This is a genomic window from Antarctobacter sp. (genome assembly GCF_048262615.1).
In the GTDB taxonomy this organism is placed as follows: domain Bacteria; phylum Pseudomonadota; class Alphaproteobacteria; order Rhodobacterales; family Rhodobacteraceae; genus Antarctobacter.
In genome coordinates this window covers 88,932-114,243 of the sequence record NZ_JBLXFB010000015.1, presented here as the reverse complement: position 1 = coordinate 114,243, position 25,312 = coordinate 88,932, and the positions used below count along the sequence as shown (strand labels likewise).

Below are 25,312 nucleotides of genomic sequence, written 5' to 3'. Positions count from 1 at the left end.
CTCCCTGCTTCGACAGAGATCCGTGTGACCGCCGCCCGGCAGCGGCAGACCAAAAGCCAAGGGGGGCGTTTGCATGAACAATCGGAACTACCAGGATATCCTTGGCGGGCTGATGCTGATCGCCATCGGCGGCTTTGCCCTGATCTATTCGGTGAGCACCCTGAAGCTGGGCAGTTTCCGGCGGATGGACGCCGGCATGTTTCCCACACTGGTCGGCGGGTTTATCGTGGTGATCGGCATCGCCCTTCTGGTGCCCGCCCTGACGCGGCCGCGGGACGTGTCGCTTCGCATCCATCCCCGGCCTCTGATCTGCGTCTTGCTGTCGATTCTGGCCTTTGCCCTGCTTCTGCGCCCGTTCGGGCTGATCCCGGCCATTGTGGTGCTGACATGGATCGCCAGTCTGGCGGACGGCAAACTTGGGCCGCGCGGCTTTGTCGTTCTGCCGCTGTCCCTCGTCGTGATCTGCATCGCAATCTTCATTCTGGGTTTCGGTGTCCGGATCGACCTCCTTTCCTGGCCCTGGTGATTTCATGCTTTCCGACCTTCTTGCAAACGTCACGCTCGGCCTGAACACCGCCCTGTCCCCCAGCAACCTGCTGTATTGCGCGATTGGGGTGTCGCTGGGCACCGTCGCCGGGATCATTCCCGGCATCGGCGCTCTGACAACCATGTCGCTGCTCTTGCCGCTGACGTTTCATCTGGACCCGACCACCGCGCTCGTGATGCTGGCGGGCATCTGGTACGGCACCACCTACGGCGGGTCGACCGCCTCGATCCTGCTGAACCTGCCGGGAACACCCTCGACCGCTGTGACCTGCATCGAAGGTTTCCCCATGGCGCAGGCGGGCCGGGCCAGCGTCGCGATGTTCATGACGACCATCGCGTCATTTGTCGGCGCGACCATCGGCATCATCGTGATGATGCTGTTCTCGCCCCTGATCGTAAAGTTGGCGCTGGATTTCGGGCCGGTCGAGTATTTCTCGCTGATGCTGCTCGGCCTGATTGCCGCGTCCACCATGTCGGCCGGGTCCACGCTCAAGGGCCTCGGGATGGTCGGTCTGGGTCTGCTGCTTGGCGTCGTCGGAATAGATGTCACCAGCGGGGCGGACCGTTTCACCTTCGGCGTTCTGGAACTGCTGGACGGCATCAGCTTGGTGGCGCTGGCCATGGGCATCTTCGGTGTCGCGCAGGTGATCGAGGGCGTCCGCACGGCCTCTCCCGCCAAGCTGAGCGACATAAAGCTGACCTCGATGCTGCCAGAGCGCAAGGAAATGCGGGCCGCCTGGCCGGCGATGCTGCGCGGTTCGGGCGTCGGCTCTGTGGTGGGTGCGCTGCCGGGTGTCGGGCCGACCGTCGGCGCCTACATGGCCTACGCGCTGGAAAAGAAGCTGGCCAAAGATCCCTCGCGTTTCGGCAAGGGCGCGATCGAGGGCCTGACGGCGCCGGAAAGCAGCAACAACGCCGCCGATCAGACCGCCTTTATCCCGACGATGACGCTGGGCATTCCCGGCAGCGCGTCGATGGCGATCATCCTCGGCGTCCTGATCATCCACGGCATCAGCCCCGGCCCCAGCCTTGTCATCCAGCAACCCGAACTGTTCTGGGGCCTCGTCATGAGCTTCTGGATCGGCAACGTCCTGCTTCTGATCCTGAACATTCCGCTGATCGGGCTGTTCGTGCGCATCCTTCTGATCCCCTATCACTACCTGTATCCGGCCATCCTTGCCTTCATCTGCATCGGCGCCTTCTCGCTGCACAATAACCCCTTCGACGTGCTGGTCGTTCTGGTGTTCGGAGCCTTGGGCTACATCATGCGTCTGCTTGACTTTCCGCCAGCGCCGCTGCTGCTGGGCTTTGTCCTGGGACCGATCATGGAAGAGCATTTCCGCCGGGCGCTGGTGCTGTCACAGGGCAGTTTCGACGTCTTCTTTACCCGGCCCATCAGTCTGGCCTGTTTGGTCTTTACGGCGGCGGCCATCGCCTATGGCATCTATGCCCACCTGAGGGAACGGCGGGCGCTCTCAAGGGTGTAGGGCCGCTATCGCGTCTACGACCCCGGAGGCAACGACCTGTTTCCGGGCCTGCCAAAGGTGATCCCCATCGGGGCACCCGGTCCACCTGACGACGCGCATGTAGCCAGCAGCCAGCCAAGCAGGGCAAACAGCCCGACGAATGCACCCAGATGAAGGAAGTACGGCAGGACCGAGGCATTGAAGTCCCACATCGCCAGACTGTAGCGGAACGACAGTCGCGGCCAGAGACCCAGCGCACCGCCGCTGGCCACGCCCTGCACCGCCACCGCGATCCAAAGCAGGATCGCCGCCCAACGCACGGGGCGCGATACGGGGTCAAGGGCCCCCAATCGGGACAGGTAGGCTTTGATCCTGTGGCCGTTCATCCCCAGGTGCAATCCGGCCAGCGCGATCATCCAGTAAGCGGAAAACCAGTGAACTTCCCGCAGGACATACAAAGTCGGCAGGTTCAGGGCGGAAAACAGCGTTTCGGAGACCGCAAGGCTGGTTGCCGCCAAAACCAGCGCATTCACCGCAAGCAGCAGGGTCAGGGCCGCCGACAGGACACGGCGCAGATCCCATCGCCCGCGACCCAACTGGCGCCACCATGCCCTGTTGTTCAGCACGTGCCGCAACAATACGATGATCGCAACCGTACCGGCAACCTCGTGCACGAGGTTGCCGAGCCACCAGTAGGACAGCGCAAAGCCCGTCAGCAACAGCGCCACCAGCGCCAGCATCAGGCGCGGGCCGGGTTTTTTCCAGAACCGGCTCATTCGTAGCGGCGCGCGTCGTTGTAGGTATACATGTAGCTGCGATCCTCGCGCGACATGTGGCAGGACCGGCAGCGCTGGGTATTTTCGTCGGTGTTGATCGCGCCGTCGGGCCAGTACCACTGGAACTGCCAGTCGCCGGTGCGGCCGGCTTCGTCATAGTCCTCGCCCCAGCCTGCGCCTTTTTCCATCACGAACAGACGGTAGACTTCGCCCTCGCGCCAGTCCTGAAGGATAACCTGCGTCCCATCCGGGGGCTCTTGTCCGGTCTGGATGGCGGACAGCGCCTCGGCGGAGGTGTACATGTATTCGGTCACATCGCCTCGGGTCACGGTGGTGTAGTGGACAAGGGAGTCCAGATCGGCGGGAAAGCCGACCCGGTTCGGCTCTGCCAGAACGGTCGTGGCAACAATGGCCACAAGGCAGGCGGGCAGGGTCAGTCGGGGAAGTTTCATCAGGGATCCTTTTTGATGCGTGCAGCGACAGGACCGGCTGCGGGCGGCGCGCCTTTTCAAGGCGCTGCCGCACGGGACCGATCCGTGTCAGGGTTTTGTGTGGCTCGGGCCCTGGCCGAAGGGTCAGTCGCGCCGAGGCGCTTCGACCCCGGTGCCGGCCAAAACGCCCTCGGGCAGGCGCGCCCCCTGAATCGGAATGGCGTCAATCTGGCTTTGGAGCGCGGCAAGCTCGTCGTCGGAAAAGCGGATCTCGGCGGCCCCTGCGTTTTCGGCCAAGTGATCGACCCGAGTGGTTCCGGGGATCGGCACCACGAAAGGTGCACGCGACAGCAGCCAGGCCAGGGCAATCTGTGCCGGGGTGGCCGCCTTTTCCTGCGCCCACCGGTCGACAATGTGGTACAGCGCCATATTGTGCGGCAGGTTCTCGGGGGCGAACCGCGGCACGAGTGCGCGAAAGTCACCTTCGGCAAAATGGCTGCCGGCGGTGATCTTGCCCGGCAGGTACCCCATGGCCAGCGGGCTCCAGCAGACCAGGCCGATGCCCAGTTCCTCGCAGAGCGGCAGAACGGCTTCCTCCGGCCCGCGCCAGATCATCGAATACTCATTCTGGATCGCCGACAGCGGCTGCTCCGCATGGGCGCGGCGGATGGTGTCGATGCCCGGCTCTGACAGGCCCCAGTGCAGGACCTTGCCCTCTTGCATCAACGCGCCGATGACCCCTGCGACGTCCTCGATCGGGACTTCGGGATCGACCCTGTGCTGGTAAAGCATGTCGATCCTGTCGGTTCCAAGCCGCCTCAACATCCCCTCGACCGCGCGGCGTACATGGTCCGGGCGGCTGTTGGTGCCGCCCAGCCGCTCGCCGGTCTCGGGGTCGATGTCAAAGCCGAACTTGGTCTCGATGGTGACGCGGTCGCGAATACCCGACAGGGCGTGGCCGACGATCTCTTCGGAGACCAGCGGCCCATAGACCTCGGCGGTGTCGATCAGCGTGACACCCCGGTCCACGGCGGCGCGGATCAGTTCCCGCGCCTCGCTGCGCGGCAGGACGCTGCCGTAGTAATCGGACACACGGTCGGGGTCGGGGGTGCGCACCCACTGGCATCCCAGTCCGACCGGGGCCACTTCGAGGCCGCCAAGTTTGCGGCGGGCGGCGTCCGCCAGCGGCGCCTTGGCCAAGGCGGCGGGCGCGGCAGCCAGCGCGCCGAAGGCGGCGCCAGTGCCCAGCAAGGCGCGGCGGGTCATGGCATGGGTTCGGGACGGATCGGACATGGGCGGGGTCTCCTTCTGAGGCGTGCACCCGGTAGATAGGCAGCCCGGCACCGCGGCGTTATGGACCCGATCCCGCAAAGGTCTATCGCCTCAGATCATAAATCACCGCGCGACCGTACCGTCGGTCTCGGGCCATGCCTGCTGGCGGGTGGAGGCCGTCCGCGTCTAGCCAGCCCCTGTCCCGTTTTTTGTGTCCGTGGGTGCGGCCGGGTCTTCCGTAAGAACCTCTGCAATCCTCTCCCGATCGACCTTGATCGCAACGCCGGCGCGTTCCTGCGGCAACAACATCACGGCGCGGGCGTCACGCTCGGCCCAGCCGCGGTTCAACGCCTCGTAGACATCGGCCAGCGCCATGTTGGCAAATCGCATCGGCACCCGCAGGTCCCGGCCAAGCTGGGTGGCCAGTTGCAGATCCTTCTCGATGATCGACAGCATCGCGCTGGGGGCGTCGTAATTGGCGGGCAGATATTCGTCGATCAGCCCGTCAAAGGTGCGCCGCCGTCCGATCGAGCCCTGACGGATCGCGCGCCACAAGGACAGCGGATCGGCCCCCGCCTTGACGCCGAGGGCAAAGACTTCGGCCAAGGCGGCCTGCATCGACTGGCTGGCGCAATTGTGGACAAGCTTGGTGATCAGCCCGGCGCCGATCTCGCCGATATGGGTGGGCATGTCGCCCATCGCCCGCAGCACCGGCTCGAACCGGTCGTAGGACGCCCGGTCACCGCCGACCCAGATGCCCATACGTCCGCGCTGCGCGCCCTTGGCACCGCCGCTGACCGGGGCATCGAGAACATGCGCGCCCTTCTCCAGAAAGGCGGCGTGCAGCCTGTTCAGCAGGTCGGTTGCATTGGTCGACATCTCGAAAAAGGCCGCGCCGGGGCGGATACCGTGGATCAGCCCCTGCGGGCCAAGCGCCACCTCTTCGATGACTTTCAGCGCGGGCAGGCAGGTGAACACCACGTCGCAGGCGGCAGCCAGTTCGGCGGGGGTGTCGGCCCAGGTGGCGCCGTTCGACAGGTGCTGCGCGGCCACCCCGCGGTTCAGGTCGTTGACCACCAGCGGAAAGCCTGCCTTTTGCAGGTTCAGCGCCATCGGCCCGCCCATGAGGCCCAGCCCGATATAGCCGACGGTGGGTTTGTCCGTTTCCATTGTCCCGCCCATCATTGCAGCCGGTAAGTGCGCCGCGCGGTGCCCGCGAAAAGATCGGCCTTTTCGTCGGGCGAATACCCGGCGGCGATCCGCTTGAAGACATTCCACAGCGTCACGTAATCGGTGGCGCATCGGTCGACCGGAAAGTTCGATTCGAACATGCAGCGATCCGGCCCGAAGGCGTCGATGCAGGTCTGGATGTAGGGCCCCCACGTGTCGACCAACTCGTCCTCGCCAATATCCTCGGGGCGCAGGCTGAAGCCGAAATTGGTGCGCTCGTTGGCCAGCCCGCCCAGTTTCATCAGCACGTTGGGGCGTTGTGCCAGGTCCAGCACCCGCGCCTTCCAGTTGTCGAAATTGTCGGGCGTGGCATAGCCGCGCTTGCCCACCAGCCCGCCGACGTGGTTGCACACGATCACCGTGTCGGGCAGCGCCGCCGCAAGGTCGGCAAGCTCGGGCAGTTGCGGATAGTACTGGAACGCCTCGTAGACCAGTCCGCGCGCGGTCAGCCGCGCCACGCCCTTGCGGAACGTCTGGTCCAGCATGACGCCTTCGATGGCATAGGGACGCGAGCTGGGGTTGATCTGCGGGTCGGGGTCCCAGTTGGCCGGATAGCGGATGCCGCGCAGGCGCCCGTCACTGGCATGGTCGAGCGCGTCCAGCACCTCGTCCAGCGTATCGGGGCGCATGAGGTCGGCGGTGCCGACAAAGCCCTCGCAGACGCGGGCCGGACCAAAATGCCCGGTCTCTGCCAGCCGCGCGGTGACGGACGAAAACTCGGCCTCGCCCGCCGGGCGCAGATGCGCGGGGCCGGTCTGCCGATAAAGCTGGCTGCACTCGATATAGACGGTCGAGACGATCTTGTGACCGGCGTTCAGGTCTTCGGCGAATTCCTGCAACAGGAACGGCTTGCCTCCGGCGACCCAGTGGCTCATCGGGTAGAGATGATGGTGCGGATCGATGATTTCGAGGTCGGGCTCTAGGATGCGTGTCATGACGATGGAATCCCGCAGTTACTGGATGGTCAGGCCGCTGTCGACGACAAGCGTGTGCCCGGTCGTCTTGCTGCTGTCATCGGTGGCCAGATAAAGGACAGAGCGCGCGATCTCTTCGGGTTCGATCACGCCCAGCAGGTGGCTGTCGTCCTTCAGGTCCTCGGGGCCGCGATTGCCCTGCCGCGCCAGCACCCGCTCGGACAGGGTGCGGCCGGGCGCGATGGCGTTCACCTTGATGCCATATTGCCCGTATTGCACCGCCAGGGCGCGGGTCAGCGAAGAGACCGCCCCCTTGGCCACCGCATAGGCGTTGCGGTTCTTTACGCCGATGATGGCGTTCACGGAGGTCATGTTGATGATCGAACCGCCCCCCGCCTCCATCATATGTGGGATGACCAGCCGGCAGCCCAGCCAGGTGCCGAACACGTCGACGTGCATCTTGAGCCAGAATTCATCGTTCGAAACGGTGTGGATCGGCCCGTCATTGGTGGTCGAACCACCGGCATTGTTGTGCAGGATGTCGATCTTTCCGTAGGCTTGCAGCGTCTTGTCGACCAGCGCCTTCATCGCGTCCTCGTCCGACACGTCGGTCGGGACAAAGAGCGCCTCGCCCCCGGCGGCGTGAACCGCGTCGAGGGCTGCCCGTCCGGCGTCCTCGTTCCATTCCGCGATGACCACCTTGGCACCCTCGCGGGCGAACAGTTCCACCGTCGCCCGTCCGATCCCTGCCCCGCCGCCCGTGACCAGCGCCACCTTGTCCTGCAATCTCACCATCATTCCTTTCGTCAGTCTCCCCGATGCGACCCCGGCCCTTGGCAGGGCGGGTCGCGGTTCAGTCCATCCCGTACGTGGCGGGATCGACCTTCGACAGGACCTCGTCCCAGTACAGCTGCGCCAGCGCCTCTTCGGTCATGTCGGGGGCATTGGTCAGGCCCTTCCACTTCTCGATCAGACCGTGCACGGTCTCGATCTTGGCGTCGACGTCCTGCAATCCGTATTTGTCGGTCAACTCGTCCTTCACCACCGGCATGTCGGCCTCGACGAACTCGGCCACCTTGGCCAGAAGTTCCGCGTCGGCCACAAAGATGTTCATCCCGGCTTCGCGCGCGGCAGAGGCCGAGGTTTCATCCATGGCGACGTTGTTGAAATACCCCGCCGCTGCGGCCTTGGCGCCGGCCTTCAGCGCGGCGGCGCGCTGTTCGGTCGTCAGGCCCTGCCATTTGTCGCGGTTGAAGTTGGTCAGACCCACGCCCGAAAAGACGCCGCCGGGAAAGCCGGTCAGGACGGAATTCGTCACCTCGATGTAGCGGAAATCCAGGATCGAGGCGACCGGCTGCATGGTGCATTCCACCACGCCCTTGTCCAGTGCGTCGAACACGTCGGCGCCGCCCATGGATACGGCGGTCGCGCCGACGAATTCGGCCATGCGGGTGTAATTGCCCGCGCCCGCCCGAAACCGCTTGCCCGCCATGTCCGCAAGGTTTCCCACGGGCCTATTGCAGACCAGCGCGTATTCGGTGGTCGAGGTGCCGGACACATAGACCTGGTTCTGGTTCTTGAACTGTTGCAGGCAGGTCGGGCACTTGTGAAAGATGTACTCCATTGTCGCGCCGTTCATCGCGGCACCGGGCATTGCGGCGGGCGTGCCGCTGGTGGCCAGCATCGACAGTTCCGCCGCAAGGTTGGCCTCGGAGAACTCATTGGAGAAGTAGGGGAACAGCACCATGGCCGCATCGACAAGGCCGTCACGGACGCCACTTGTCGCCTCGACCACGCTCAATACCTGAAGCGAGTAAAGTTGTGCCTCGATCCCGGCGTCGGACAGGGCCGCTCCGAATTTCTGCATCGGCGTGTAGAACGCATGGGTCTCCGGCAGCCCGAGAGACAGGCGAAGCTGTTCCGCCTGAGCGCCCCCGGCCAGAACGGCCCCCGACAGCGCGGCGGCAGCCAGCGCATTTTTGATTGAAAGGGTCATTGTTTCCTCCCTGGGTGGTGGATCGCCCACAGCCCTCCGAAATCGCGCCGCCGGTCTGTTGCCGATTGAGAAGACACGATAATGCCATGTAGACATAACGCATCGTTTCGTGCAAACGATTTATATGATTTGACGGTGGTTGGCGAGTTGCGCATCATGCGCACCGCGGCCCCCTTGCGGGGTCCAGAGGCTTGTCCTCCGCGCTGCCGCGCCCCTTTGGGCCGACAGGGGCCGCAGGGCGCAGAAGGGATAGTGACGACATGGCGAAAGATCATTTTGACCGGCAAAGATTCGGCATCGGTCAATCGGCCCCCCGCAAGGAAGACCCGACCCTGCTGCGCGGTGAAGGCCGGTATTCCGACGACTTCAACGTCGACGGGCAAGTGTACCTGGCCTTTGTCTACAGCCCGGTCGCACACGGCCGGATCGACTCGATCGATGTCTCGGACGCCCGCGATGCAGAGGGGGTGCTGGGGGTCTGGACCGGCGCAGACCTCAAGGATCAGGGGCTGACGATGCCTGACAGCATGTCCGCGCCGACCAGCCGCGACGGGTCGGACATGCGCCAGCCGCCGCGTCACCCCTTGGCCGTGGACAAGGTGCGTTACGTCGGTGATCCGGTGGTCTGTATCGCTGCGCAGACCGCCGCACAGGCCCGCGATGCCGCCGAACTGGTGATGCTGGAGATCGACGACCTGGCGGTCGTGACCGACGCCGAGGCGGCGGCCGACCCGGACGCGCCGCAACTTTTCGACGAGGTGCCCGGCAACAGGGTGGTCGAGTATTTCGACGGCGATGCCGAGGCGGTCGACGCGGGTTTTTCCGAGGCTGCCAAGGTGGCGCGCTTGCGGTTGGAAGACCCGCGCATCATCATCAACCCGATGGAACTGCGCGCCTGTCTGGCCGAATATGACGGCGCACGCGACCATTTCACCATCTCGACCCAGACGCAGGGTGTGTTTCCGTTCCACAACGAGGCCGCGCGCTGCCTTGGCGTTTCACCCGATCAGGTGTCGGTGATCACCGGCAGCGTTGGCGGCTCTTTCGGGATGCGGATCGTCACCTTTCCCGAACAGATTTGCGCGCTCTTCGCGGCCCGCGCCCTGAACCGTCCCGTGAAATGGCTCGAAGAGCGCACGTCCAGTTTCCTGACCGATTACCACGGCCGCGCCAACCGCTACGATTGCGCCCTTGCGCTGGATGCGGAAGGGCGGATGCTGGCGATGCGGATCGAGGGATTTGCCAATCTCGGGGGGTATCTCAACCCCAACGGCCTCAGTTCTCCGGCCAAGAACGTGATGGGCAACCTGAATTCCATGTACCGCCTGCCGGCGCTGAGTGTGGGCGTCAAATGCATGGTGACCAACACACCGCCGGTCGGCGCCTATCGTGGTGCCGGACGGCAGGCGGCCAATTACATCATGGAGCGCATGGTCGAAGAGGCTGCCCGCGTTACCGGTATCGACCGCGTCGCGCTGCGCCGCATCAACCAGATCCGTCCCGAGGAACTGCCCTATACCTCACTCACCGGGCAGCGCTATGACAGCGGCGATTTCACCGCGCTGATGGATGAGACCCTGAAGGCGGCGGATCTCGACGGCTTCGCCGATCGCCGCGAGGCGTCGCGCAAGGCGGGCAAGCTGCGCGGCTTTGGCATCGGCTGTTTCCTCGAAGCCACCAGCCTGAACGGCAAGGAACTGGGCCGCATCCGGTTCGAGGCCAATGGCGACGTGAGTTTTGTGACCGGCACGCTGGATTTCGGCCAGGGCCACGCCAGTACCTTTGCGCAGATCATCGGTGAGAAGCTGGGCATTCCCTTCGAGCGCATCAATCTGATCCAGGGCGACAGCGACGAGATGCCCGATTTCGGCGGCTACACTGGTGGCTCCCGCTCGGTCATCGCCTCGGGGAACGCCGCGCTGAAGGCGAGCGATATGGTGATCGACAAGGCGCTGCAACTGGCGCCCTGGGCGCTGGACACCAACGCCAACGACATCACCTTCGAGGACGGACAGGTTAAGGTCACCAGCACCGGCACGGCGATCAGCCTGATCGACCTTGCGCGACGCCTGCGCGAGGCGACCGACCTGCCGGCCGGGCTGCCGCAATCGCTGGAGTCCGAATTTATCGGCGCCGAGGGGGCAGGCCCGACCTTTCCCAATGGCTGCCACATCTGCGAAGTGGAGATCGACGAGGCCACCGGCGAGACGCGCATCGACCGCTATCTGGCCACCAACGACGTGGGTCAGGTCGTCAACCCGTTGCTGCTGGAGGGCCAGGTGCATGGCGGAATCATGCAGGGCATCGGCCAGGCGCTGATGGAGCGGGTGATCTATGACGACGAAGGCCAGCTTCTGTCCGGGTCGTTCACGGATTACTGCATGCCGCGCGCCGACGATGTGCCGTTCTTCGACATCCGCAATCGCAGCACGCAAACGGCTTTGAACGGGATCGGCGCGAAGGGCGTCGGAGAGTCCGGCTGCGCCGGGTCGCTGGGCAGCGTCATGAACGCGGTCATCGATGCGCTGTCCACGGTCGGCGTCACCCATATCGACATGCCTGCCACCCCCGAGACGGTCTGGCGTGCCATCCAGGACGCCCGTAAGGAGACGTCGCGCCAATGAGCTACATCGACCGGGAAAAGGCCCTGCGCCATCCCATCGCCCCGATGCCTTTCGAGGTAGAGCGCGGCCGCCTGCGGATGTTCGCCCGCGTGATCGGGCTGAGCGATCCGGTCTACACCGACCTGGACGCCGCGCGGGCCGCCGGGCACCCGGATCTGCCGGTGCCGCCGACCTTCCTGTCGAACGCGCTGGAACTGGAATTGCCGGACCCGCTGGGCTGGCTGGCGGAACTGGGCGGCGATCTGACCAAGACCACCCATGGCGCGCAGGGATTCGTCTATCACAAGATGGCCTATGCGCGGGATGAACTGGTGCTGCGGCGGCGTATCACCGACGTCTATACGAAAAAGGGCGGCGCGCTGGAATTCGTGGTCAAGCAAAGCGATGTGATGCGGGGCGACGAGGTGCTGGCCGAGGTGTCCTTTACCATCGTTCTCAAACATCCGGAGGCCGCATGACCTATCGCGACGCCAAGGCCGGAGACGCCCTGCCGGAGCTGCGCCCGGACACGATCTCGCGCAAGACGCTGGCGCTGTTCGCCGGCGCGTCGGGCGATCATCAGCCCTCGCATCTGGACATCGACGCGGCGCGCGCCAAGGGGCGCGAGGACGTGATCGCCCACGGGATGCTGATGATGGCTTTTGTCGGACGGATGTTGACGGATTTCGCCCCGCAAGAGCGGCTGCGCGCCTTCGACGCCCGTTTTGTCGCCGTGACCCCGGTGAATGTTCAACCTGTCTGCACCGGCCGCGTCGCTTCGGTCGAGGACGGCATGGCGCGGCTGGACTTGCAGGCGGCGTTGCCGGACGGCAAGGTGGTGGTCAAGGCTTGGGCGACCGTCGATGTAAGCTGACGCAGCGCGTCGCCCGGTGTGATCCGGGTGACGCCATGAGCCCGCGGAGGGCCTCAGCCGCGGACGGTCTCTGACAGCGCCCTGATATCGGCCGCCACATCGGCGGAGTCCTGCAACCCGGCGACCCCCTTTTGAAACGCATCGGCGCGGGCGGGGTCGAAACCGCCGAAGGTCAGGCAGTCTTCCAGCTTGCGCCGGTTTTCCGCCTCGGTCATCGGGGTCTTGAAGTTGCCTTTGGCCTCCAGCACCTGTTCCGACAACCGCTTGTCGCCGATCTCGATCTCGACCCGCGCGGGCGTCACATTGCGGCCCATGCTGCGTTCAAGTTCGGCATCCACGACCGGCGTGACCTTGGCTGCCACGGCAAGGATCTCGGGGCGGGTGATGGCCTCTGGCGTGAAATCCGACAGCCCCACCCTGCCCTGCACCAGCGCGCAGGCGATGGTGTAGCAGATCGAGAACTGCGCCTGCACCACGTTGCCGGGCGCGCGGCGGATGTCCAGCGGGGTGCCGACCGCCTGGTTGCCCTGGCTGTTGATGTTGGCGGTGACGGCCGTGATCGCGTTCAGGTCAAAGCCCGGTTTCTCGCGCAGGGCCAGCGCCGCGTCGATGGCGGTGTGGTTCATCCGGCAGCAAGGATAGGGCTTGTAGCTGAGATCGACGTAATGCCAGGTCTCGCCCAGCCCGGCCCGCAGTATGTCCGAGTCCAGCTCATCCTGAAGATAGATGCGGTTCAGGCCGTCGATGCCCTCGAACACGCCCTGCGCGCCGCGGATGTTCTTGCGTGCCATGGTCACGGCAACCAGCGCCGCGCGTGCGCCGAAACCGGGCTGCATGCGCTTGGTCAGAGCGCCGTCCCGCGTCACCTGATGCGTGCCCGAGGCCTGGGTGAAGGCGATGCCAAGCGCGTTCTGCGTGTCCGCCGCGTTCAGTCCCAGCACCTTGGCGGCCGCCACGGTCGCGCCGAAATAGGACAGCAGCGCGGAGTAGATGTATCCAGCCTGGATCAGCCCGATATTTGTGGCCACGCCAATGCGGCACATCAGCTCCAGCCCCGCGGCGACGGCGGTGTAGAACTCGCGGCCACTGACCGGGCGGCCGGCAATCTCGGCGGCGGCGATGGCGGCGGGCAGAACAGAGATGCCGGCATGCAGGATCGCCTTGTCGTGGGTGTCGTCATAGTCGCAGGCATGCGCCATGATGCCGTTGAGCCATGCGGCCTGCGGTGCGGGCACGCGCATGTCGCTCCACAGCACCTGCGCCTGCCCGGTGCCGCCCCATTCGGCGACGATCTCGCGCATCTCGGCGCTGCCCGGAGTCTGAACGCCCGCGATGGAGCAGGCCAGAGTGTCGGCGACGTTCAGCCGGGCAGCGGCGAGGGCCTCGGCGGGAAGGTCCTCGAACCGCAGGGCCTCGCTGAACGCGGAATAGACCTGCGCGAAATCCGGCAGGGTGGCGGTGTATTCGGACACATCCCTGTGCATGTTGGCTTATCCTCTGGTCATGGCGCTGCGCGGGGACGCTCCAGCGCATCGTAAATTGCGGTGTAGTAGGCCCCGTTCAGCGAGGCCCGACCGCTCTGGCATCGGTTCATGACGTAGCTGACGGCCATGCCGCGCTCAGCATCGGCAATCGACAGCGCGCCGCCGGTTCCGTACCAGTAGGCCGTCCGCTTGCCCGGCCGCAGGAAGGGCAAGGGGCCCTTTTCCTGCGTCGCGACCGGCGCCAGCGCATAGCCGGTGCCCCAGTGGATCGGTTTCATGTAATAGGAATCGATCCCGGCAAACTGTTCCCTGAAAATTTCGGCGATGGTCACGGGCGACAGCAGCCGCCGACCCCGCGACACGCCGCCATTGGCGATCACGGTCATGATCCGGCCCAGCCCGCGCGCATTGGCGTGGCCGGTGCTGCCGCCGAACTGTGTCCGACGCCATTGTGGCGAGTTGAACAGCGCCAGCGCGTCCCGCTTTTGCCCCGAAAACGAGCCGAGCCGGGTGCGCTGCGAGAGTTCGCGTTCCACCGCCAGCCCATCGTCGGGGTCGGCGGGTGCGGTGGCGGCCTTGGGCACCTTGGGGCCGCCCTCGTCCGTGGCGGGATAGACGGTGGCCACGATGGGAAACTGCGCGTCCGTCAGACCAAGGTAGAAATCCGCCTGCAACGGTCCGGCGATCTCCTCCGCGATGAACTGGCCCAGCGACCTGCCGGTGACACGGCGGACGAGTTCACCGTTGAGATGCCCAAAGGAACTGGCGTGGTAGGACGCCCGCGTTCCCGGCTCCCACCACGGTTTCTGCGCCGCCAGCCGCGCGGTCGAGGCCCCGATGTCCATCGCCTCGTCGATGCTGAACGGTGGCTCCCATGCGGGCAGACCGACGCTGTGGGAAATCAGATGCCGGACAGTGGCCTTCTGCTTGCCGTTCTGCGCGAACTCGGGCCAGTAGTCGGCCACCGGCGCATCCAGGTCGATCATGCCCCGGTCCGCCAGGATCAGCACCGCCAGACTGGTCACGGTTTTGGAACCCGAGAACACGTTGACGATCGTATCTTCCTCCCAGGGGGAGGAATGGTCCTCGTCCTTCCAGCCGCCCCAGAGGTCGATCACCGCTTCGCCGTCGATGCTGACATAGAGGCTCGCGCCGACCTCGCCGCCGGAGGCGAAGTTGGTCTGCAACAACTCGGCCACGCGGTCGAAACGCGGGTCCCATGTTCCGTGTATCTCGGCCATGTGCTCTGCCTCTCCGCCTAGTTGATGACACCCCTGGACCGGAGCGCCGCGATCTCGTCCGGCGTCAGGTGGCCAAGGTTGCTCAGGATCTCGTCGGTGTGTTCGCCCACGAGCGGCCCCAGAGTACGAACCGTGCCCTCGAACCCCGAGAACCGCCCCGAAGGCGAGGCCATGCGCACCGTTGTGCCGGTCTGTTCGTCGGGAAGCGAGATGATCGACCCGCGCGCCTGAATGTGCGGGTCCTTCAGGATCTCTTCGGCTGAGAAGATCGGCCCGATGGCCAGGTCGGCCTTGCCGCAAATTTCGACGAGTTCCGGCAAAGTGTAACTGCGTGTCCAGTCCGCGACCTTACCTTCCAGATCTGGGCGCTCCTCGACCCGCAGGGCCGACTGGTTGTCGTATTTGGCAAGATCCGGATCGCCGATCAGCGCACGCAACTGCTGCCACAGCTTTTCCGTCGAACAGGCAATCACCGCGTGCAGCCCGTCCTTGGTGGGAAACAGCCCGTGCGGCGCCCAGCGGGGGCTGGAATTGCCCATCCGTTCCATCCGGCTGCCGGTCACGTCATAATTGACGATCATGTCTTCCATCATCGACAGGATCGGCTCGTAGATGCCAAGGTCGATATGTTGCGGATCGCCGGTCAGGTCGCGTTGGCGCAGCGCCAGCATCAGCGCGAAGGCACCGTAGATGCCCGCGATGCCGTCCCCCAGCATGGCATAGCCCGATTGCACCGGAGGTCCGTCCTTGAACCCGGTGCGGTTGGTCAACCCGGCATAGGCCTCTGCCACACGGGCGAACCCGGCACGCTGATGGTAGGGGCCTGCACCAAAGGCCGTCAGGTGGTAGAAAATGATATCCTTTTTGACCTTCACCAGATCTTCGAAATCCAGCCCCCATTTCTTCAGCGCCTTGGGCCGGTAGTTCATGATGACGATGTCGCTTTCCGCCACCAGCTTGCGGAACACCTCGCGCCCTTCTTCGGCGTTCAGGTCCAGACCGACGCTTTGCCGGTTGCGGGCGATCACCTTCCACCACATCGACACCTCGCCGCGCTTCGGGGGTATGTTGCGCATCCAGTCCCCTGAGGGCTGTTCGACCTTGATCACCTCGGCGCCGTATTCCGACAGCTGCGAGGCGGCATAGGGTGCCGCAAGGAACGTCGCCGCATCAAGAATGCGGATGCCGGTCAGGGGGCCTGGCTTTCGGGACATGGGCTGCTCTCCTCCTCGGGTCCGCCATAGGCCACACGGCGTGTTCTGGCCGTGCAGGCGGGTCGTGCCGTTTTACGGGCATGGCTTGCCATCCGTCCAATACATTGCTTGGATAAGAGACATCCACTCAACGGATGAGTTACACCCATGATCGACCTGTACCATTTGCGGATCTTCGTCCGGATCTGCGAGCTCCACAGCTTTACCCAGGCCGCCGTCGCCGTCGGGGTCGCGCAGCCGACAGTCAGCCGGATCGTCAAAGATCTGGAGCGGACCTGGGGCGCTCAGTTGTTCTATCGGACCGGGCGCGGCGTGACCCTGTCTGAGTTCGGTGAGGTCGCCCTGGCCCGCGCGCAGGCGCTGCTGAACGAGGCAGATCAGCTTGGTGACGATCTGCGCGCCCATAGCGGCGTTCCCACCGGCACGGTTTCGCTGGGCGTGTCGCCGTCCCTCGCCCCGATTCTCGTGCCGGAACTGGTCAATCTTCTGCGGCGGGATGCACCCGGCATCCGTTTGCGCATCCGCGAGGGCTTTAGCGACCAGATCGAACGGTGGCGTTCTGCCGGGGCCGTCGACGTCGGCGTCACCAGCCATTTCCGCGAACTTGGTCCGGACGGCCAAAACGGGGAAAGCGCGGTCCTGTTTGCCTCGAATCTCGTGCTGGTGGCGCCGCCGGGCGCGCCACCGCTGCCACCCCGTATCCCCTTCTCCGACCTGGCGGGTTATCCGCTGGCCCTGCCCGCCCAGCCCAACGGGCTGCGCGCGATCTTTGAGGATGTCGCCCGGCGCAAGGCAATGGCGCTGGATGTCACGATCGAGACAAGCTCTCTGGTGGTGCAGAAGGAGCTTTGCGATCATTGCGGCTGCTACCTTGTCAAGGCACCCGAAACCATCGCCGAAGAGTTCCCGCCCGACAGCAGCCGAACCGGCGTCATTATCGACCCGACCATCCAGCGATATCTGCAACTGGCGACCACCACCCAACGCCCGCTGAGCCGGGCCGCCCGCGAGGTCGCCAACCGCATGTCGGCAATTCTAAAACGGCTGTCATCCGGCGTGCCAATATCGCCCAAAGCGTAAAATCATCAAAATCATTTGAAATTCCGTCTCCGGTGCGCTACCGATTGGAGCGGATGTCGCGCGGCACCTTGGGTCGGGCGCGTCATGGCCGGATACCGGCACCAGCCGCAAGGACAGGAGAGGACGGGATGAGCAGGTTCGATTACGTCATCGTGGGGGGCGGATCTGCCGCGTCGGTTCTGGCCTTCCGGCTGGGCGAGGCGGGCAAGAGCGTCTGTGTCCTCGAAGCCGGGCCGCCGGACCGCAATCCCTATATCCGCCTGCCCGCCGGTTTCATGAAGACCCTGTTCGACGAAAAAGTCACCTTCCAGTACCACCACGAACCCACCGAGGCTGTGCACGGCCGCAAGATCCACGTGGCCCAGGGCCGGACGCTGGGCGGGTCCAGCGCGGTCAACGGGATGATGTACAACCGCGGTCAGGCCGTGGGTTTCGACAGCTGGGCGCAAAGCGGCAATCCGGGCTGGAGCTATCGCGACGTCCTGCCCTATTTCAAGCGCACCGAACGCGCCATCGGCATCGGCGAGGACACATTCCGAGGCCGCGACGGACGCCTCCCGGTCGAGGAATGCGCCTGGAAGAACGACGCCTGCGACGCGTTCATCGAGGGGGCCGAGGCGATGGGCGTTCCGCGCAACGGCGACATGAACGGCGCGACGCAGGCCGGAACCGGCTATTACCAGAACTTCATTCATCGCGGCAAACGCTGGAGCGCGGCACACAGCTTTCTGCACCCGGCCCGCAAGCGGTTCGGGGTGGCGGTGCGCACGGACGCTCCGGTTACGCGGATCCTGCTGGAAGGCAAGAAGGCCGTCGGCGTGCGGCATCGCAAGGGCGACGGCTTTGCCGAGGTCTTTGCCAGCGAGGCGGTGATCGTCTCGGCGGGCACGGCCAACACCGCCAAGCTTTTGCAATTGTCCGGCATCGGTCCCGGCGAGGTCCTGCGCGACCATGGCATCGACGTGCATCACGCGTTGCCCGGCGTCGGCGAGAACTTCCGCGATCACTTCTCGCCCCGGCTGGTCGGGCGTGCCAAGACCGGGGTCGACTCGATCAACGGGCGGGTCCGCGGTCTGAAACTGGGGCGCGAGATCATGGCCTGGGCGATGAACCGGCCCACCATCCTCGCGATTCCACCGATGCAGGCCTATTGCTACTGGATGTCGGACCCGTCGATGAGCGATCCGGATTTCGCCATGTCCTTTGCCCCGGCCAGCTATCAGGCCGGTCTGATCGGCAAGCTGGACGCCTATCCCGGCGTGACGCTGGGCACCAAGCAACTGCGACCCGAAAGCCGGGGATATGTGCGCATCCGCTCTGCCGATGATCGCGATCCGCCGATCCTGCAACCGAACTACATCGACAACGAATATGACCGCGCCGTGGTCATCAAGGCGCTGAAGTTCGCCCGCGCGGTGCTGACATCGGGGCCCATGGCGCGCATCCTGCAAGAAGAGACCTTGCCCGGTCCGCAGGTCCAGACCGACGACGAATGGCTGGATTTCGCGCGCCGCAGCGCCAACAGCGGCTATCACCTGATCGGCACCGCCAAGATGGGCCCCGCCAGCGACCCGACGGCGGTCGTGGATGCGCGGCTCAAGGTGCACGGTCTTGACGGTCTCTATGTCGCGGATTGCTCGATCATGCCCACCATGCCGTCGGGCAACACCTGCGCCTCGGCCATGATGGTCGGCGAGAAATGCGCCGATATGCTGCTGGACCGAACCGCACTGGCCGATGTGGCGTGAGCCGCCACAAAACAGAAGGGACAGCGCCATGAGACTTGCCGGAAAGACCGCCATCGTCACCGGCGCGGGTGCCGGGATCGGCCGCGCCACGGCCGAACTCTTTGCCCGCGAGGGGGCAGAGGTGGTCATCGCCGAACTGGACGCGGACAAGGGCCGCGCGGTGGAAACCGCGATCCGCGAAAGCGGCGGCGCGGCGCTGTTCATACAGACCGATGTGTCGGACGAAGACGCGATGGCACGGATGACCGAGGCGGCCATGGCCCGGTTCGGCAAGATCGACATCCTGTACAACAATGCCGGCGGATCGACCCTGAACGACGGCAAGCTGACCGATGTCTCGAACGACGAATTCTGGCTGAAGATGCGGGTTGACCTGTTCGGCACCTGGCTGGGCTGCCGCCTTGTCATTCCGCACATGATCGAGGCCGGCGGCGGGGCCATCGTCAACGCCACCTCGGTCAACGCCATCGTGGGGCTGAACCGCTCTGCCTATACCGCGGCCAAGGGGGGCATCATCTCGCTGACCCGCGCGCTGGCCGTGCAATACGCGGAGCACAGGATCCGGGTAAACGGCATCGCGCCCGGCGGCACCCTGACAGAGCGTGTGCAGGAACGGCTGTCCGGCGCGGGCCGGGTCTCTGCCCCGCCCTCAGACCATTTGCTTGGCCTCAGCGATCCCGACGATATCGCCTACGCGGTGCTCTATCTTGCATCCGACGAGGCCCGCACAACAACCGGCCATATCATGGTCGTCGACAGCGGCATGACCATTCACTGAGGAGACTTCCATGACCCGTTCCCCTTACGGCTCCTTTTGCCCCCCGGCAGCGCGCTTGCGCGGCAAGGTACGGGCATGAGCGTTCTTGTCATAGGCGGCACCGGTTTCATCGGGCGGCGGGTGGTCCGGGCCTTTGCCGCCGAGGGGCATCAGGTGGTCTCTGCCGATGTCGAGTTGACGGACCTCTTCGACCGGCATGGCATCGAGGCCACCGCCATCCGGCTGGACATCAGCGATTTTGCCGCCGTCCGTGCCGCCATGGAACGATACGCGCCAAAGATCGTGATCAACCTTGCCTACATGCGCGAGACCACGCCGCATGCGGCCATGAAGGTCAACGTGCTGGGCATGGACAATTGCCTTGAGGCGGCGCGGCTGACCGGTGTGGACCACGTGGTCTTTGCCAGTTCGATTGCCGTCAACGGGCGGCAGGCGCAATACGGCGACCGGGCGATTTGCGAAGACGACCCGCCCTACCCCACCTACCAATATGCCGTTCACAAGGTGTTCAACGAATGGCAGGCAAGGGAATACCGCGAAAAGCACGGGCTGACCGTCACCTCGATCCGGGTCGGCCATGCGGCAGCACCGGGCAAGCTGGTCGGCGCGGTGGATCATGTGCAATGCATCACCGGCCCCGCCACCGGCGCGGCGGTGCGGTTCCCGTTCGAGGACAAGCGGCGCTGCGTGATCCACGTCGATGATGTGGCCGAGATCTTTCGGCGCGTGGCGCTCAAGCGGTGCCCCGATCATTCCGTCTACTACACCGGCGGCCAGACCCTCAGCCTGGGCGAGATCGCCGAGATGGTGCGCGAACGCATACCGGATGCGGATATCACCTTTGATGCGCCGACCGGGGGCGATGCGCATTCCATCGCCTACCGTTTTGACAACCGCCGCCTGTGCGAGGAATTCGCTTTCTCCTTGCCGGACTATCGCCACCGCATCGCCGGGTTGATCGAAGTGGCGCGCAGCAAGGCCCCCTTCTAGGCTTCGCCCCGGTCCGGAGCGGGGTTGTAGATCGGATAGTAGGGAAAGAACCGCCGCACGGCGAACAGCCAGCGCCCGTCGACCCGGCGGAAATCGTCGATGTAATGGCCGACAAAGGGATCGTCGCTGACCGATTGCATGACGCAGGTGCCCTGCGCCGTGGCCCCGTCGATCTCTGTCACTTCGTTCATCACCATGGGGACGCGCCGACCCGGTGCCATCCGCGACAGGTACGCGCTCAGCGCGGCCCGGCCCCGGACCTCGATAACGGAGCCTTCGCTTTGACGGGCATTGGTGAACAGGCAATCTTCGGTGAACAGCGCCACCACGGCGTCCCGGTCGCCGCGTGTCGTGTGCCAGCAATAACGCGCGCGCAGGGCGCTGAGCTCAAAGCGCGCTTCGAGACGCGCCAGCCGGTCTTCGATGTCACGCATCATCGGTTTCTCCTGATGGCTGATCCGGCGACCCGGTGATGTGTCGGATCAAATCCGCTTTCAAATCATCTAGATTATTTTCGAATAAGGCAATACCTTGCCCCACATCGACACGCAAGCGATCCGGTGTCCGCCCGGCGGCGTCGGCCTTTCTCGCGTTGCCCAGAACAGGAACGGAGCCCGCCATGAGCCTGACCAGCCTTCCGCCGACCGACGGCCTCGCCGAGGACGAATACCACATCTATTCCCTGTGCTACGCCAAGAACAGCGGCCGGCGCGTGGGGGATGCCTTCGGGTTCTACGGGCGCGATTTCCACGACGGGCCGATGCCCATCGACTACAATATCTGGATCGTTCAGAACGCCCGGCGGCGCTTTCTGATCGACCTTGGGTTCAGCACCGAGTCGGCGCAGGCCCGTGGCCGGGCTCTGGTGCACGACCCGGTCGAGGCGCTGTCCCGCATCGGCGTCGATCCCGCCGGCGTGACCGATATCGTCATCTCGCACATGCATGTCGACCATGCCGGCAATATCGAGAAATTTCCCAATGCCCTCGTCCACCTTCAGGATGCCGAGGTCGGCCATGTCACCGGCCGCTGCATGCATGAGGACGCGTTGCGCTATCCCTATGAACTGGACGACGTCCTGAACCTGATGCGCAAGAATTGGGGCAAGCAACTGGCGTTCCATGCCGGTGACGCACCGCTGTTTCCCGGTGTCGACCTGTACCTGCTGCCCGGTCATGCGCCGGGTCTGATGGGGGCCTTGGTCAACACACCGCGGGGCCGGGTTCTGATGGCGTCGGATGGCAGCCACTATTACCCGAACATCTACAATTTCGCGCCCCACCGGATCACTTCCAGCGCGCCCGAGACACTGGCCTCGTACCGCCGGATGACGGCGCTGGTGCCGGGGCCCGAGTTCTTCATTCCCGGTCATGACCCCAAGGTGCGCGAGATCTATCCCGGCATATCCGTGAACGGGATCGCGTTACACGTGCTGCACGAACGCCCGAGCCAGACGGCGATGGACTATTTCACCGACACCGCCAATTACCGCGAGGACTATCCGCTTGATGGGGAATGAGTCCGGCATGGCCGCCCCCGTCCCCGCCCCCGTGGTCGGCTTCATCGGGCTGGGCGCCATGGGCGCGCCGATGGCCCGGCATATCCTCTCGGGTGGCTTCGGCTTGGTCGTGCACGACAGCCGCCACGACGCCGCGGCAGAGCATCTGGATGCCGGGGCGCTATGGGCCGACAGTCCGCAGGAGGTGGCGCGGCGCTGTGACGTCGTGCTGTCCTGCCTGCCCTCCATCGACGTGGTCGAGCGGGTCATGACCGGACCGCAGGGTGTGCTGACGGGGCTCGGCGACGGCAAGGCGGTGTTCGAGATGTCGACCAATGCGCCCGAAGTCGTGGCCCGGCTGCACGATGCCTTTGCCGAACGCGGCGCGCATTTCCTTGACGCTCCCGTAACCGGCGGCGCGAAAGGCGCGGCGAATCGCCGCCTGACCGTCTTCATCGGGGGGGATGGCCCTTCGGTCGACCGATACCGCCCGGTACTGGACTGCTTCGCCGATCGGGTGATCCACCTTGGCCCCAGCGGCACCGGAACGGTGGCCAAGCTGGTCAACAATTGCGCCAGCCAGACACTGTATCTGGTTCTGGCCGAGGTCTTTGCGCTGGGGATGAAATCCGGTGCCGACCCCCTGCCCCTGTGGGAGGCGCTGCGCTCTGGCGCGTCGGGGCGTCGGCGGGTGTTCGACGGCATGATCGACGAATTCCTGCCCGGACGCTACACGCCCCCGAACGCGGCGCTGCCGGTCTTCGTCAAGGACATGACGCTGGCGACCGACCTTGCCCGCGATCTGGCGGTGCCGATGCCCTTTGCCACCCGCGCACTGGAGGATTACCGGCAGGCCATGGCGCGCGGCTGGCAGGATCGCGACGGGCGCGTCGCGATGTCACTGGCGCTGGAGCGGCTGGGCCTGACGCTGGCCGAAGACCCCGAGGCCATCGCCGGAATCCTGCGCCGAGACCCGCCCGCGCCCAGCGACAGCAAGCGCGGCAGCGGTTAACTGCGCGCCATGGCGGCCTTGATCTCGACCGCGTCAATGCGGATTTCAGCGATCCCCGAGCGTTCCTGTTGCAGCACCAGCAGGGCCTGGGAATCGCGGTTGTCCCAGCCACGGTTGATGGCCTCCGACAAATCCTGACCGACCAGATTGCACATGCGCATGGGGACATCCAGCTCGCGGCCCAGTTCCAGCGCAAGCCCGACATCCTTCTGCATCAGGCGAATGGCAAAGCTGGCCGGATCCAGATTGCCCTCAAGAAACCGCTGGATGTTGTCAAAACCGCGCATCCGCCCGGCGCCGCCGGTGCGCATGGCCTCCCACAGGGGCAGCGGGTCCAGCCCCGCCTTCACGCCCATGGTCATGACCTCGCCCAGCACCACCTTGATGGCGCTGCTGGCCATGTTGTGCGCCAGTTTGGCGATGGTGCCCGCACCGCATTCGCCGATGTATTTCGGCTGATCCGCCATTGCGTCCAGTGCCGCCGCGTGGCGGTCATACGCGGCCTTGTCGCCGCCCACCCAGATCGCCAGCTTGCCGCTTGCCGCTGGCCGCGCCGCCCGGCCCGCCACTGACCGGCGCATCGAGGAACTGCACGCCACGGGCCGCCATCTCTGTGTGCAAGTCCCGCACCACGGACAGCGAATTGGTGGTCAGGTCGAACCATGTCGTGCCCTTGCGAAACCCCTCGGCCAGACCGTCCGGCCCGTGACAGACCGCCATCACATCCGCTGGGGTCGGCAACGAGGTAAAGACAAGGTCGCAATCCCGCGCCAGTGCCGCCGGGCTGGCGGCGCGACCTGCCCCGGCGGCGACCAGATCGGCCCCGGCCGTGTCCGACACATCGAAAAGCACCAGATCATGCCCCGCCGCGTGAAGCCGCGCGGCCATGCCCCGGCCCATCCGTCCCAATCCGATAAAGCCCGTCTTCATTTCCGCATCTCCGTTTGTGACGCCCGGATGAGGGCTGTCATTCAATCTTCTATTCATTTAAATAATTTATTATAAGTGACGCCAAACGCAATCACCGTTCCCGCCCATGCCGATGTCGGCAGGGCCGGACGCTAGACAGGGGAAAACGTCATGCGCGGAGTCGTCTTCAGGGGCAATCGTGAAATCGGGATCATGGCCTTCGACGATCCCCGCCCCGGCGCGGGCGAGGTTGTCGTGCGGATGAAGGCCTCGGGGATGTGCGGCAGCGATCTGCACTACTATCGCGGCAATCCGTCCGAAATGCTGAAGGCGCGTGGCGCCGACAGCCTTGCCGCGCATGGGGTCGACCCCGATGCGCCGGTGATCGCGGGCCACGAACCCTGCGGGGTGATCGAAGAGGTCGGGCATGGCGTCGACCCGCGCCACTTCAAACCCGGCGACCGGGTGATCGTCTTTCACTACGAGGGCTGCGGCTATTGCGACAGTTGCCGGGGCGGCTGGACGCAGATGTGCGACGACGGTCCCGCCGCCCATGGCGTGATGAAACACGGGGGCCACGCGGATTTCATCCGGGTGCCGGCCTCGTCGCTGGTGCATCTGCCGCAGGACCTGTCCTTTGCCGCAGGTGCCGCGATTTCCTGCGGCACCGGCACGGCCTTCGGGGCGCTTGCCCGGCTAGACCTGTCGGCGCGTGACACGCTGGCGGTCTTCGGGCTGGGGCCCGTGGGTCTGTCTGCGGTGCAGCTGGCCGCGGCCATGGGGGTCGAGGTGATCGGGGTCGACATCAGCGCCGAGCGCGTCGCCCGTGCTGCCGATTTCGGCGCCGCCAATGCCATCGACGCGGGACAGCAGGACGCCGTCGCCGAGATCCGCAAGCTGACCGGCGGTCGCGGCGCGACTTGCGCAGCGGAATGCGCCGGTGGAGAGATCGCCCGCGCGCAGGCGATCCGGTCGACCGCCCCCTGGGGGCGCATTGCGCTGGTCGCCATGGGCGGCAATCTGAACGTCGACGGCATGAAAGACCTGATCGCCAAGCAGCGCACGGTCATCGGCTCTTACACCACCTCGATCATGGGCATGAAGCAATGCGCGCGGTTCATCGCCGACCATGGCGTCGGGGTCGATGCGCTGTTCACCGACCGCTGGAGCCTCGATCAGGCTGACGAGGCGTATCGCGCCTTTGACCGGCAGTCCGGTGGCAAAGGCGTGATCCAGTTCTGAGACGGAGC

General features: G+C 65.2%; 26 protein-coding genes. 12 read left to right on the top strand and 14 right to left on the bottom strand.

All coding sequences use genetic code 11. The annotated features are described in order from the left end of the window. The first annotated feature begins 73 nt into the window (after positions 1–73). Together ACN0S5_RS16325 and ACN0S5_RS16320 are read left to right on the top strand one after the other, a co-directional pair. A complete protein-coding gene (locus ACN0S5_RS16325; protein ID WP_417209801.1) occupies positions 74–526 on the top strand; it encodes a tripartite tricarboxylate transporter TctB family protein in 453 nt (150 codons plus the stop codon). 4 nt (positions 527–530) lie between these two features. Continuing rightward, a complete protein-coding gene (locus tag ACN0S5_RS16320) occupies positions 531–2,033 on the top strand; it encodes a tripartite tricarboxylate transporter permease (RefSeq protein ID WP_417209800.1) in 1,503 nt (500 codons plus the stop codon). 14 nt (positions 2,034–2,047) lie between these two features. Here the strand turns inward: ACN0S5_RS16320 and ACN0S5_RS16315 are convergent, their stop codons facing one another. From ACN0S5_RS16315 to ACN0S5_RS16285, 7 genes are all read right to left on the bottom strand, one after another. Then, on the bottom strand, positions 2,048–2,788 hold the full coding sequence (locus ACN0S5_RS16315; protein WP_417209799.1) for a DUF4405 domain-containing protein: 741 nt from the start codon (positions 2,786–2,788) through the stop codon (positions 2,048–2,050). After that, positions 2,785–3,240, bottom strand: a complete 456-nt coding sequence (locus ACN0S5_RS16310; RefSeq protein WP_417209798.1) for a cytochrome P460 family protein — start codon at positions 3,238–3,240, stop codon at positions 2,785–2,787. The genes ACN0S5_RS16315 and ACN0S5_RS16310 overlap by 4 nt, the downstream gene beginning before the upstream one ends. A 123-nt stretch (positions 3,241–3,363) precedes the next feature. Then, entirely contained in the window at positions 3,364–4,512 is a 1,149-nt protein-coding gene (locus ACN0S5_RS16305; RefSeq protein WP_417209797.1) for an aldo/keto reductase, read from the bottom strand. Between the two features lie 165 nt (positions 4,513–4,677). Then, complete coding sequence (locus tag ACN0S5_RS16300; RefSeq protein ID WP_417209796.1) at positions 4,678–5,661, bottom strand: NAD(P)-dependent oxidoreductase; 984 nt, start codon at positions 5,659–5,661, stop codon at positions 4,678–4,680. 11 nt (positions 5,662–5,672) lie between these two features. Continuing rightward, positions 5,673–6,656 (bottom strand): amidohydrolase family protein, encoded by a 984-nt coding sequence (locus ACN0S5_RS16295; RefSeq protein ID WP_417209795.1) that lies wholly within the window; start codon positions 6,654–6,656, stop codon positions 5,673–5,675. Between the two features lie 18 nt (positions 6,657–6,674). Beyond that, positions 6,675–7,433, bottom strand: a complete 759-nt coding sequence (locus tag ACN0S5_RS16290; RefSeq protein ID WP_417209794.1) for an SDR family NAD(P)-dependent oxidoreductase — start codon at positions 7,431–7,433, stop codon at positions 6,675–6,677. A 55-nt stretch (positions 7,434–7,488) separates the two neighbouring features. After that, positions 7,489–8,631 carry a hypothetical protein gene (locus tag ACN0S5_RS16285; protein WP_417209793.1) on the bottom strand — a complete coding sequence of 381 codons (1,143 nt, stop codon included), beginning with the start codon at positions 8,629–8,631 and terminating at the stop codon, positions 7,489–7,491. 260 nt (positions 8,632–8,891) lie between these two features. Here ACN0S5_RS16285 and ACN0S5_RS16280 point away from each other — a divergent pair, with 260 nt between their 5' ends. The 3 genes from ACN0S5_RS16280 to ACN0S5_RS16270 are packed head-to-tail and all read left to right on the top strand — an operon-like array spanning position 8,892 to position 12,108. Continuing rightward, positions 8,892–11,255 (top strand): xanthine dehydrogenase family protein molybdopterin-binding subunit, encoded by a 2,364-nt coding sequence (locus tag ACN0S5_RS16280; RefSeq protein ID WP_417209792.1) that lies wholly within the window; start codon positions 8,892–8,894, stop codon positions 11,253–11,255. Beyond that, complete coding sequence (locus ACN0S5_RS16275) at positions 11,252–11,713, top strand: MaoC family dehydratase N-terminal domain-containing protein (RefSeq protein ID WP_417209791.1); 462 nt, start codon at positions 11,252–11,254, stop codon at positions 11,711–11,713. Before ACN0S5_RS16280 ends, ACN0S5_RS16275 begins: the two co-directional genes overlap by 4 nt. Next, positions 11,710–12,108, top strand: coding sequence for a MaoC/PaaZ C-terminal domain-containing protein (locus ACN0S5_RS16270; RefSeq protein ID WP_417209790.1), 399 nt, complete (start codon positions 11,710–11,712; stop codon positions 12,106–12,108). Before ACN0S5_RS16275 ends, ACN0S5_RS16270 begins: the two co-directional genes overlap by 4 nt. A 53-nt stretch (positions 12,109–12,161) precedes the next feature. Here the strand turns inward: ACN0S5_RS16270 and ACN0S5_RS16265 are convergent, their stop codons facing one another. From ACN0S5_RS16265 to ACN0S5_RS16255, 3 genes are read right to left on the bottom strand one after another with little or no spacing between them, the layout of a single operon-like run. After that, on the bottom strand, positions 12,162–13,592 hold the full coding sequence (locus ACN0S5_RS16265) for an MmgE/PrpD family protein (RefSeq protein ID WP_417209789.1): 1,431 nt from the start codon (positions 13,590–13,592) through the stop codon (positions 12,162–12,164). A 17-nt stretch (positions 13,593–13,609) separates the two neighbouring features. Beyond that, positions 13,610–14,833 carry a serine hydrolase domain-containing protein gene (locus ACN0S5_RS16260; protein WP_417209788.1) on the bottom strand — a complete coding sequence of 408 codons (1,224 nt, stop codon included), beginning with the start codon at positions 14,831–14,833 and terminating at the stop codon, positions 13,610–13,612. A gap of 17 nt (positions 14,834–14,850) precedes the next feature. Further along, entirely contained in the window at positions 14,851–16,047 is a 1,197-nt protein-coding gene (locus ACN0S5_RS16255; RefSeq protein ID WP_417209787.1) for a CaiB/BaiF CoA transferase family protein, read from the bottom strand. Between the two features lie 147 nt (positions 16,048–16,194). On the opposite strand from ACN0S5_RS16255, the gene ACN0S5_RS16250 reads away from it, so the two are divergent. From ACN0S5_RS16250 to ACN0S5_RS16235, 4 genes are all read left to right on the top strand, one after another. Then, on the top strand, positions 16,195–17,127 hold the full coding sequence (locus ACN0S5_RS16250; protein WP_417209786.1) for a LysR family transcriptional regulator: 933 nt from the start codon (positions 16,195–16,197) through the stop codon (positions 17,125–17,127). Between the two features lie 128 nt (positions 17,128–17,255). Next, a complete protein-coding gene (locus tag ACN0S5_RS16245; RefSeq protein WP_417209785.1) occupies positions 17,256–18,875 on the top strand; it encodes a GMC family oxidoreductase in 1,620 nt (539 codons plus the stop codon). A gap of 28 nt (positions 18,876–18,903) precedes the next feature. Then, on the top strand, positions 18,904–19,653 hold the full coding sequence (locus tag ACN0S5_RS16240) for an SDR family NAD(P)-dependent oxidoreductase (protein ID WP_417209784.1): 750 nt from the start codon (positions 18,904–18,906) through the stop codon (positions 19,651–19,653). A gap of 75 nt (positions 19,654–19,728) precedes the next feature. After that, positions 19,729–20,643 carry an NAD-dependent epimerase/dehydratase family protein gene (locus ACN0S5_RS16235; protein WP_417209783.1) on the top strand — a complete coding sequence of 305 codons (915 nt, stop codon included), beginning with the start codon at positions 19,729–19,731 and terminating at the stop codon, positions 20,641–20,643. Here the strand turns inward: ACN0S5_RS16235 and ACN0S5_RS16230 are convergent. Both ACN0S5_RS16230 and ACN0S5_RS16225 read right to left on the bottom strand, forming a co-directional pair. Then, positions 20,640–21,080, bottom strand: coding sequence for a nuclear transport factor 2 family protein (locus ACN0S5_RS16230; protein ID WP_417209782.1), 441 nt, complete (start codon positions 21,078–21,080; stop codon positions 20,640–20,642). The genes ACN0S5_RS16235 and ACN0S5_RS16230 overlap by 4 nt on opposite strands. Beyond that, positions 21,070–21,264 (bottom strand): hypothetical protein, encoded by a 195-nt coding sequence (locus ACN0S5_RS16225; protein WP_417209781.1) that lies wholly within the window; start codon positions 21,262–21,264, stop codon positions 21,070–21,072. The genes ACN0S5_RS16230 and ACN0S5_RS16225 overlap by 11 nt, the downstream gene beginning before the upstream one ends. Between ACN0S5_RS16225 and ACN0S5_RS16220 the strand changes: the two genes are divergently transcribed. Together ACN0S5_RS16220 and ACN0S5_RS16215 are read left to right on the top strand one after the other, a co-directional pair. Continuing rightward, complete coding sequence (locus ACN0S5_RS16220; protein WP_417209780.1) at positions 21,263–22,162, top strand: N-acyl homoserine lactonase family protein; 900 nt, start codon at positions 21,263–21,265, stop codon at positions 22,160–22,162. The genes ACN0S5_RS16225 and ACN0S5_RS16220 overlap by 2 nt on opposite strands. A gap of 7 nt (positions 22,163–22,169) precedes the next feature. Continuing rightward, the gene (locus ACN0S5_RS16215) at positions 22,170–23,153 is read left to right on the top strand and encodes an NAD(P)-dependent oxidoreductase (protein ID WP_417209779.1); all 984 of its coding nucleotides are present in this window, start codon (positions 22,170–22,172) and stop codon (positions 23,151–23,153) included. Here the strand turns inward: ACN0S5_RS16215 and ACN0S5_RS16210 are convergent. Together ACN0S5_RS16210 and ACN0S5_RS16205 are read right to left on the bottom strand one after the other, a co-directional pair. Next, the gene (locus tag ACN0S5_RS16210; RefSeq protein ID WP_417209778.1) at positions 23,150–23,734 is read right to left on the bottom strand and encodes an NAD-binding protein; all 585 of its coding nucleotides are present in this window, start codon (positions 23,732–23,734) and stop codon (positions 23,150–23,152) included. The two genes, ACN0S5_RS16215 and ACN0S5_RS16210, sit on opposite strands and share 4 nt — an antisense overlap. Then, the gene (locus ACN0S5_RS16205; protein ID WP_417209777.1) at positions 23,646–24,083 is read right to left on the bottom strand and encodes an NAD(P)-dependent oxidoreductase; all 438 of its coding nucleotides are present in this window, start codon (positions 24,081–24,083) and stop codon (positions 23,646–23,648) included. Before ACN0S5_RS16205 ends, ACN0S5_RS16210 begins: the two co-directional genes overlap by 89 nt. Positions 24,084–24,233: 150 nt before the next feature. On the opposite strand from ACN0S5_RS16205, the gene ACN0S5_RS16200 reads away from it, so the two are divergent. Then, complete coding sequence (locus ACN0S5_RS16200; protein WP_417209776.1) at positions 24,234–25,304, top strand: zinc-dependent alcohol dehydrogenase family protein; 1,071 nt, start codon at positions 24,234–24,236, stop codon at positions 25,302–25,304. Positions 25,305–25,312: the final 8 nt, after the last annotated feature.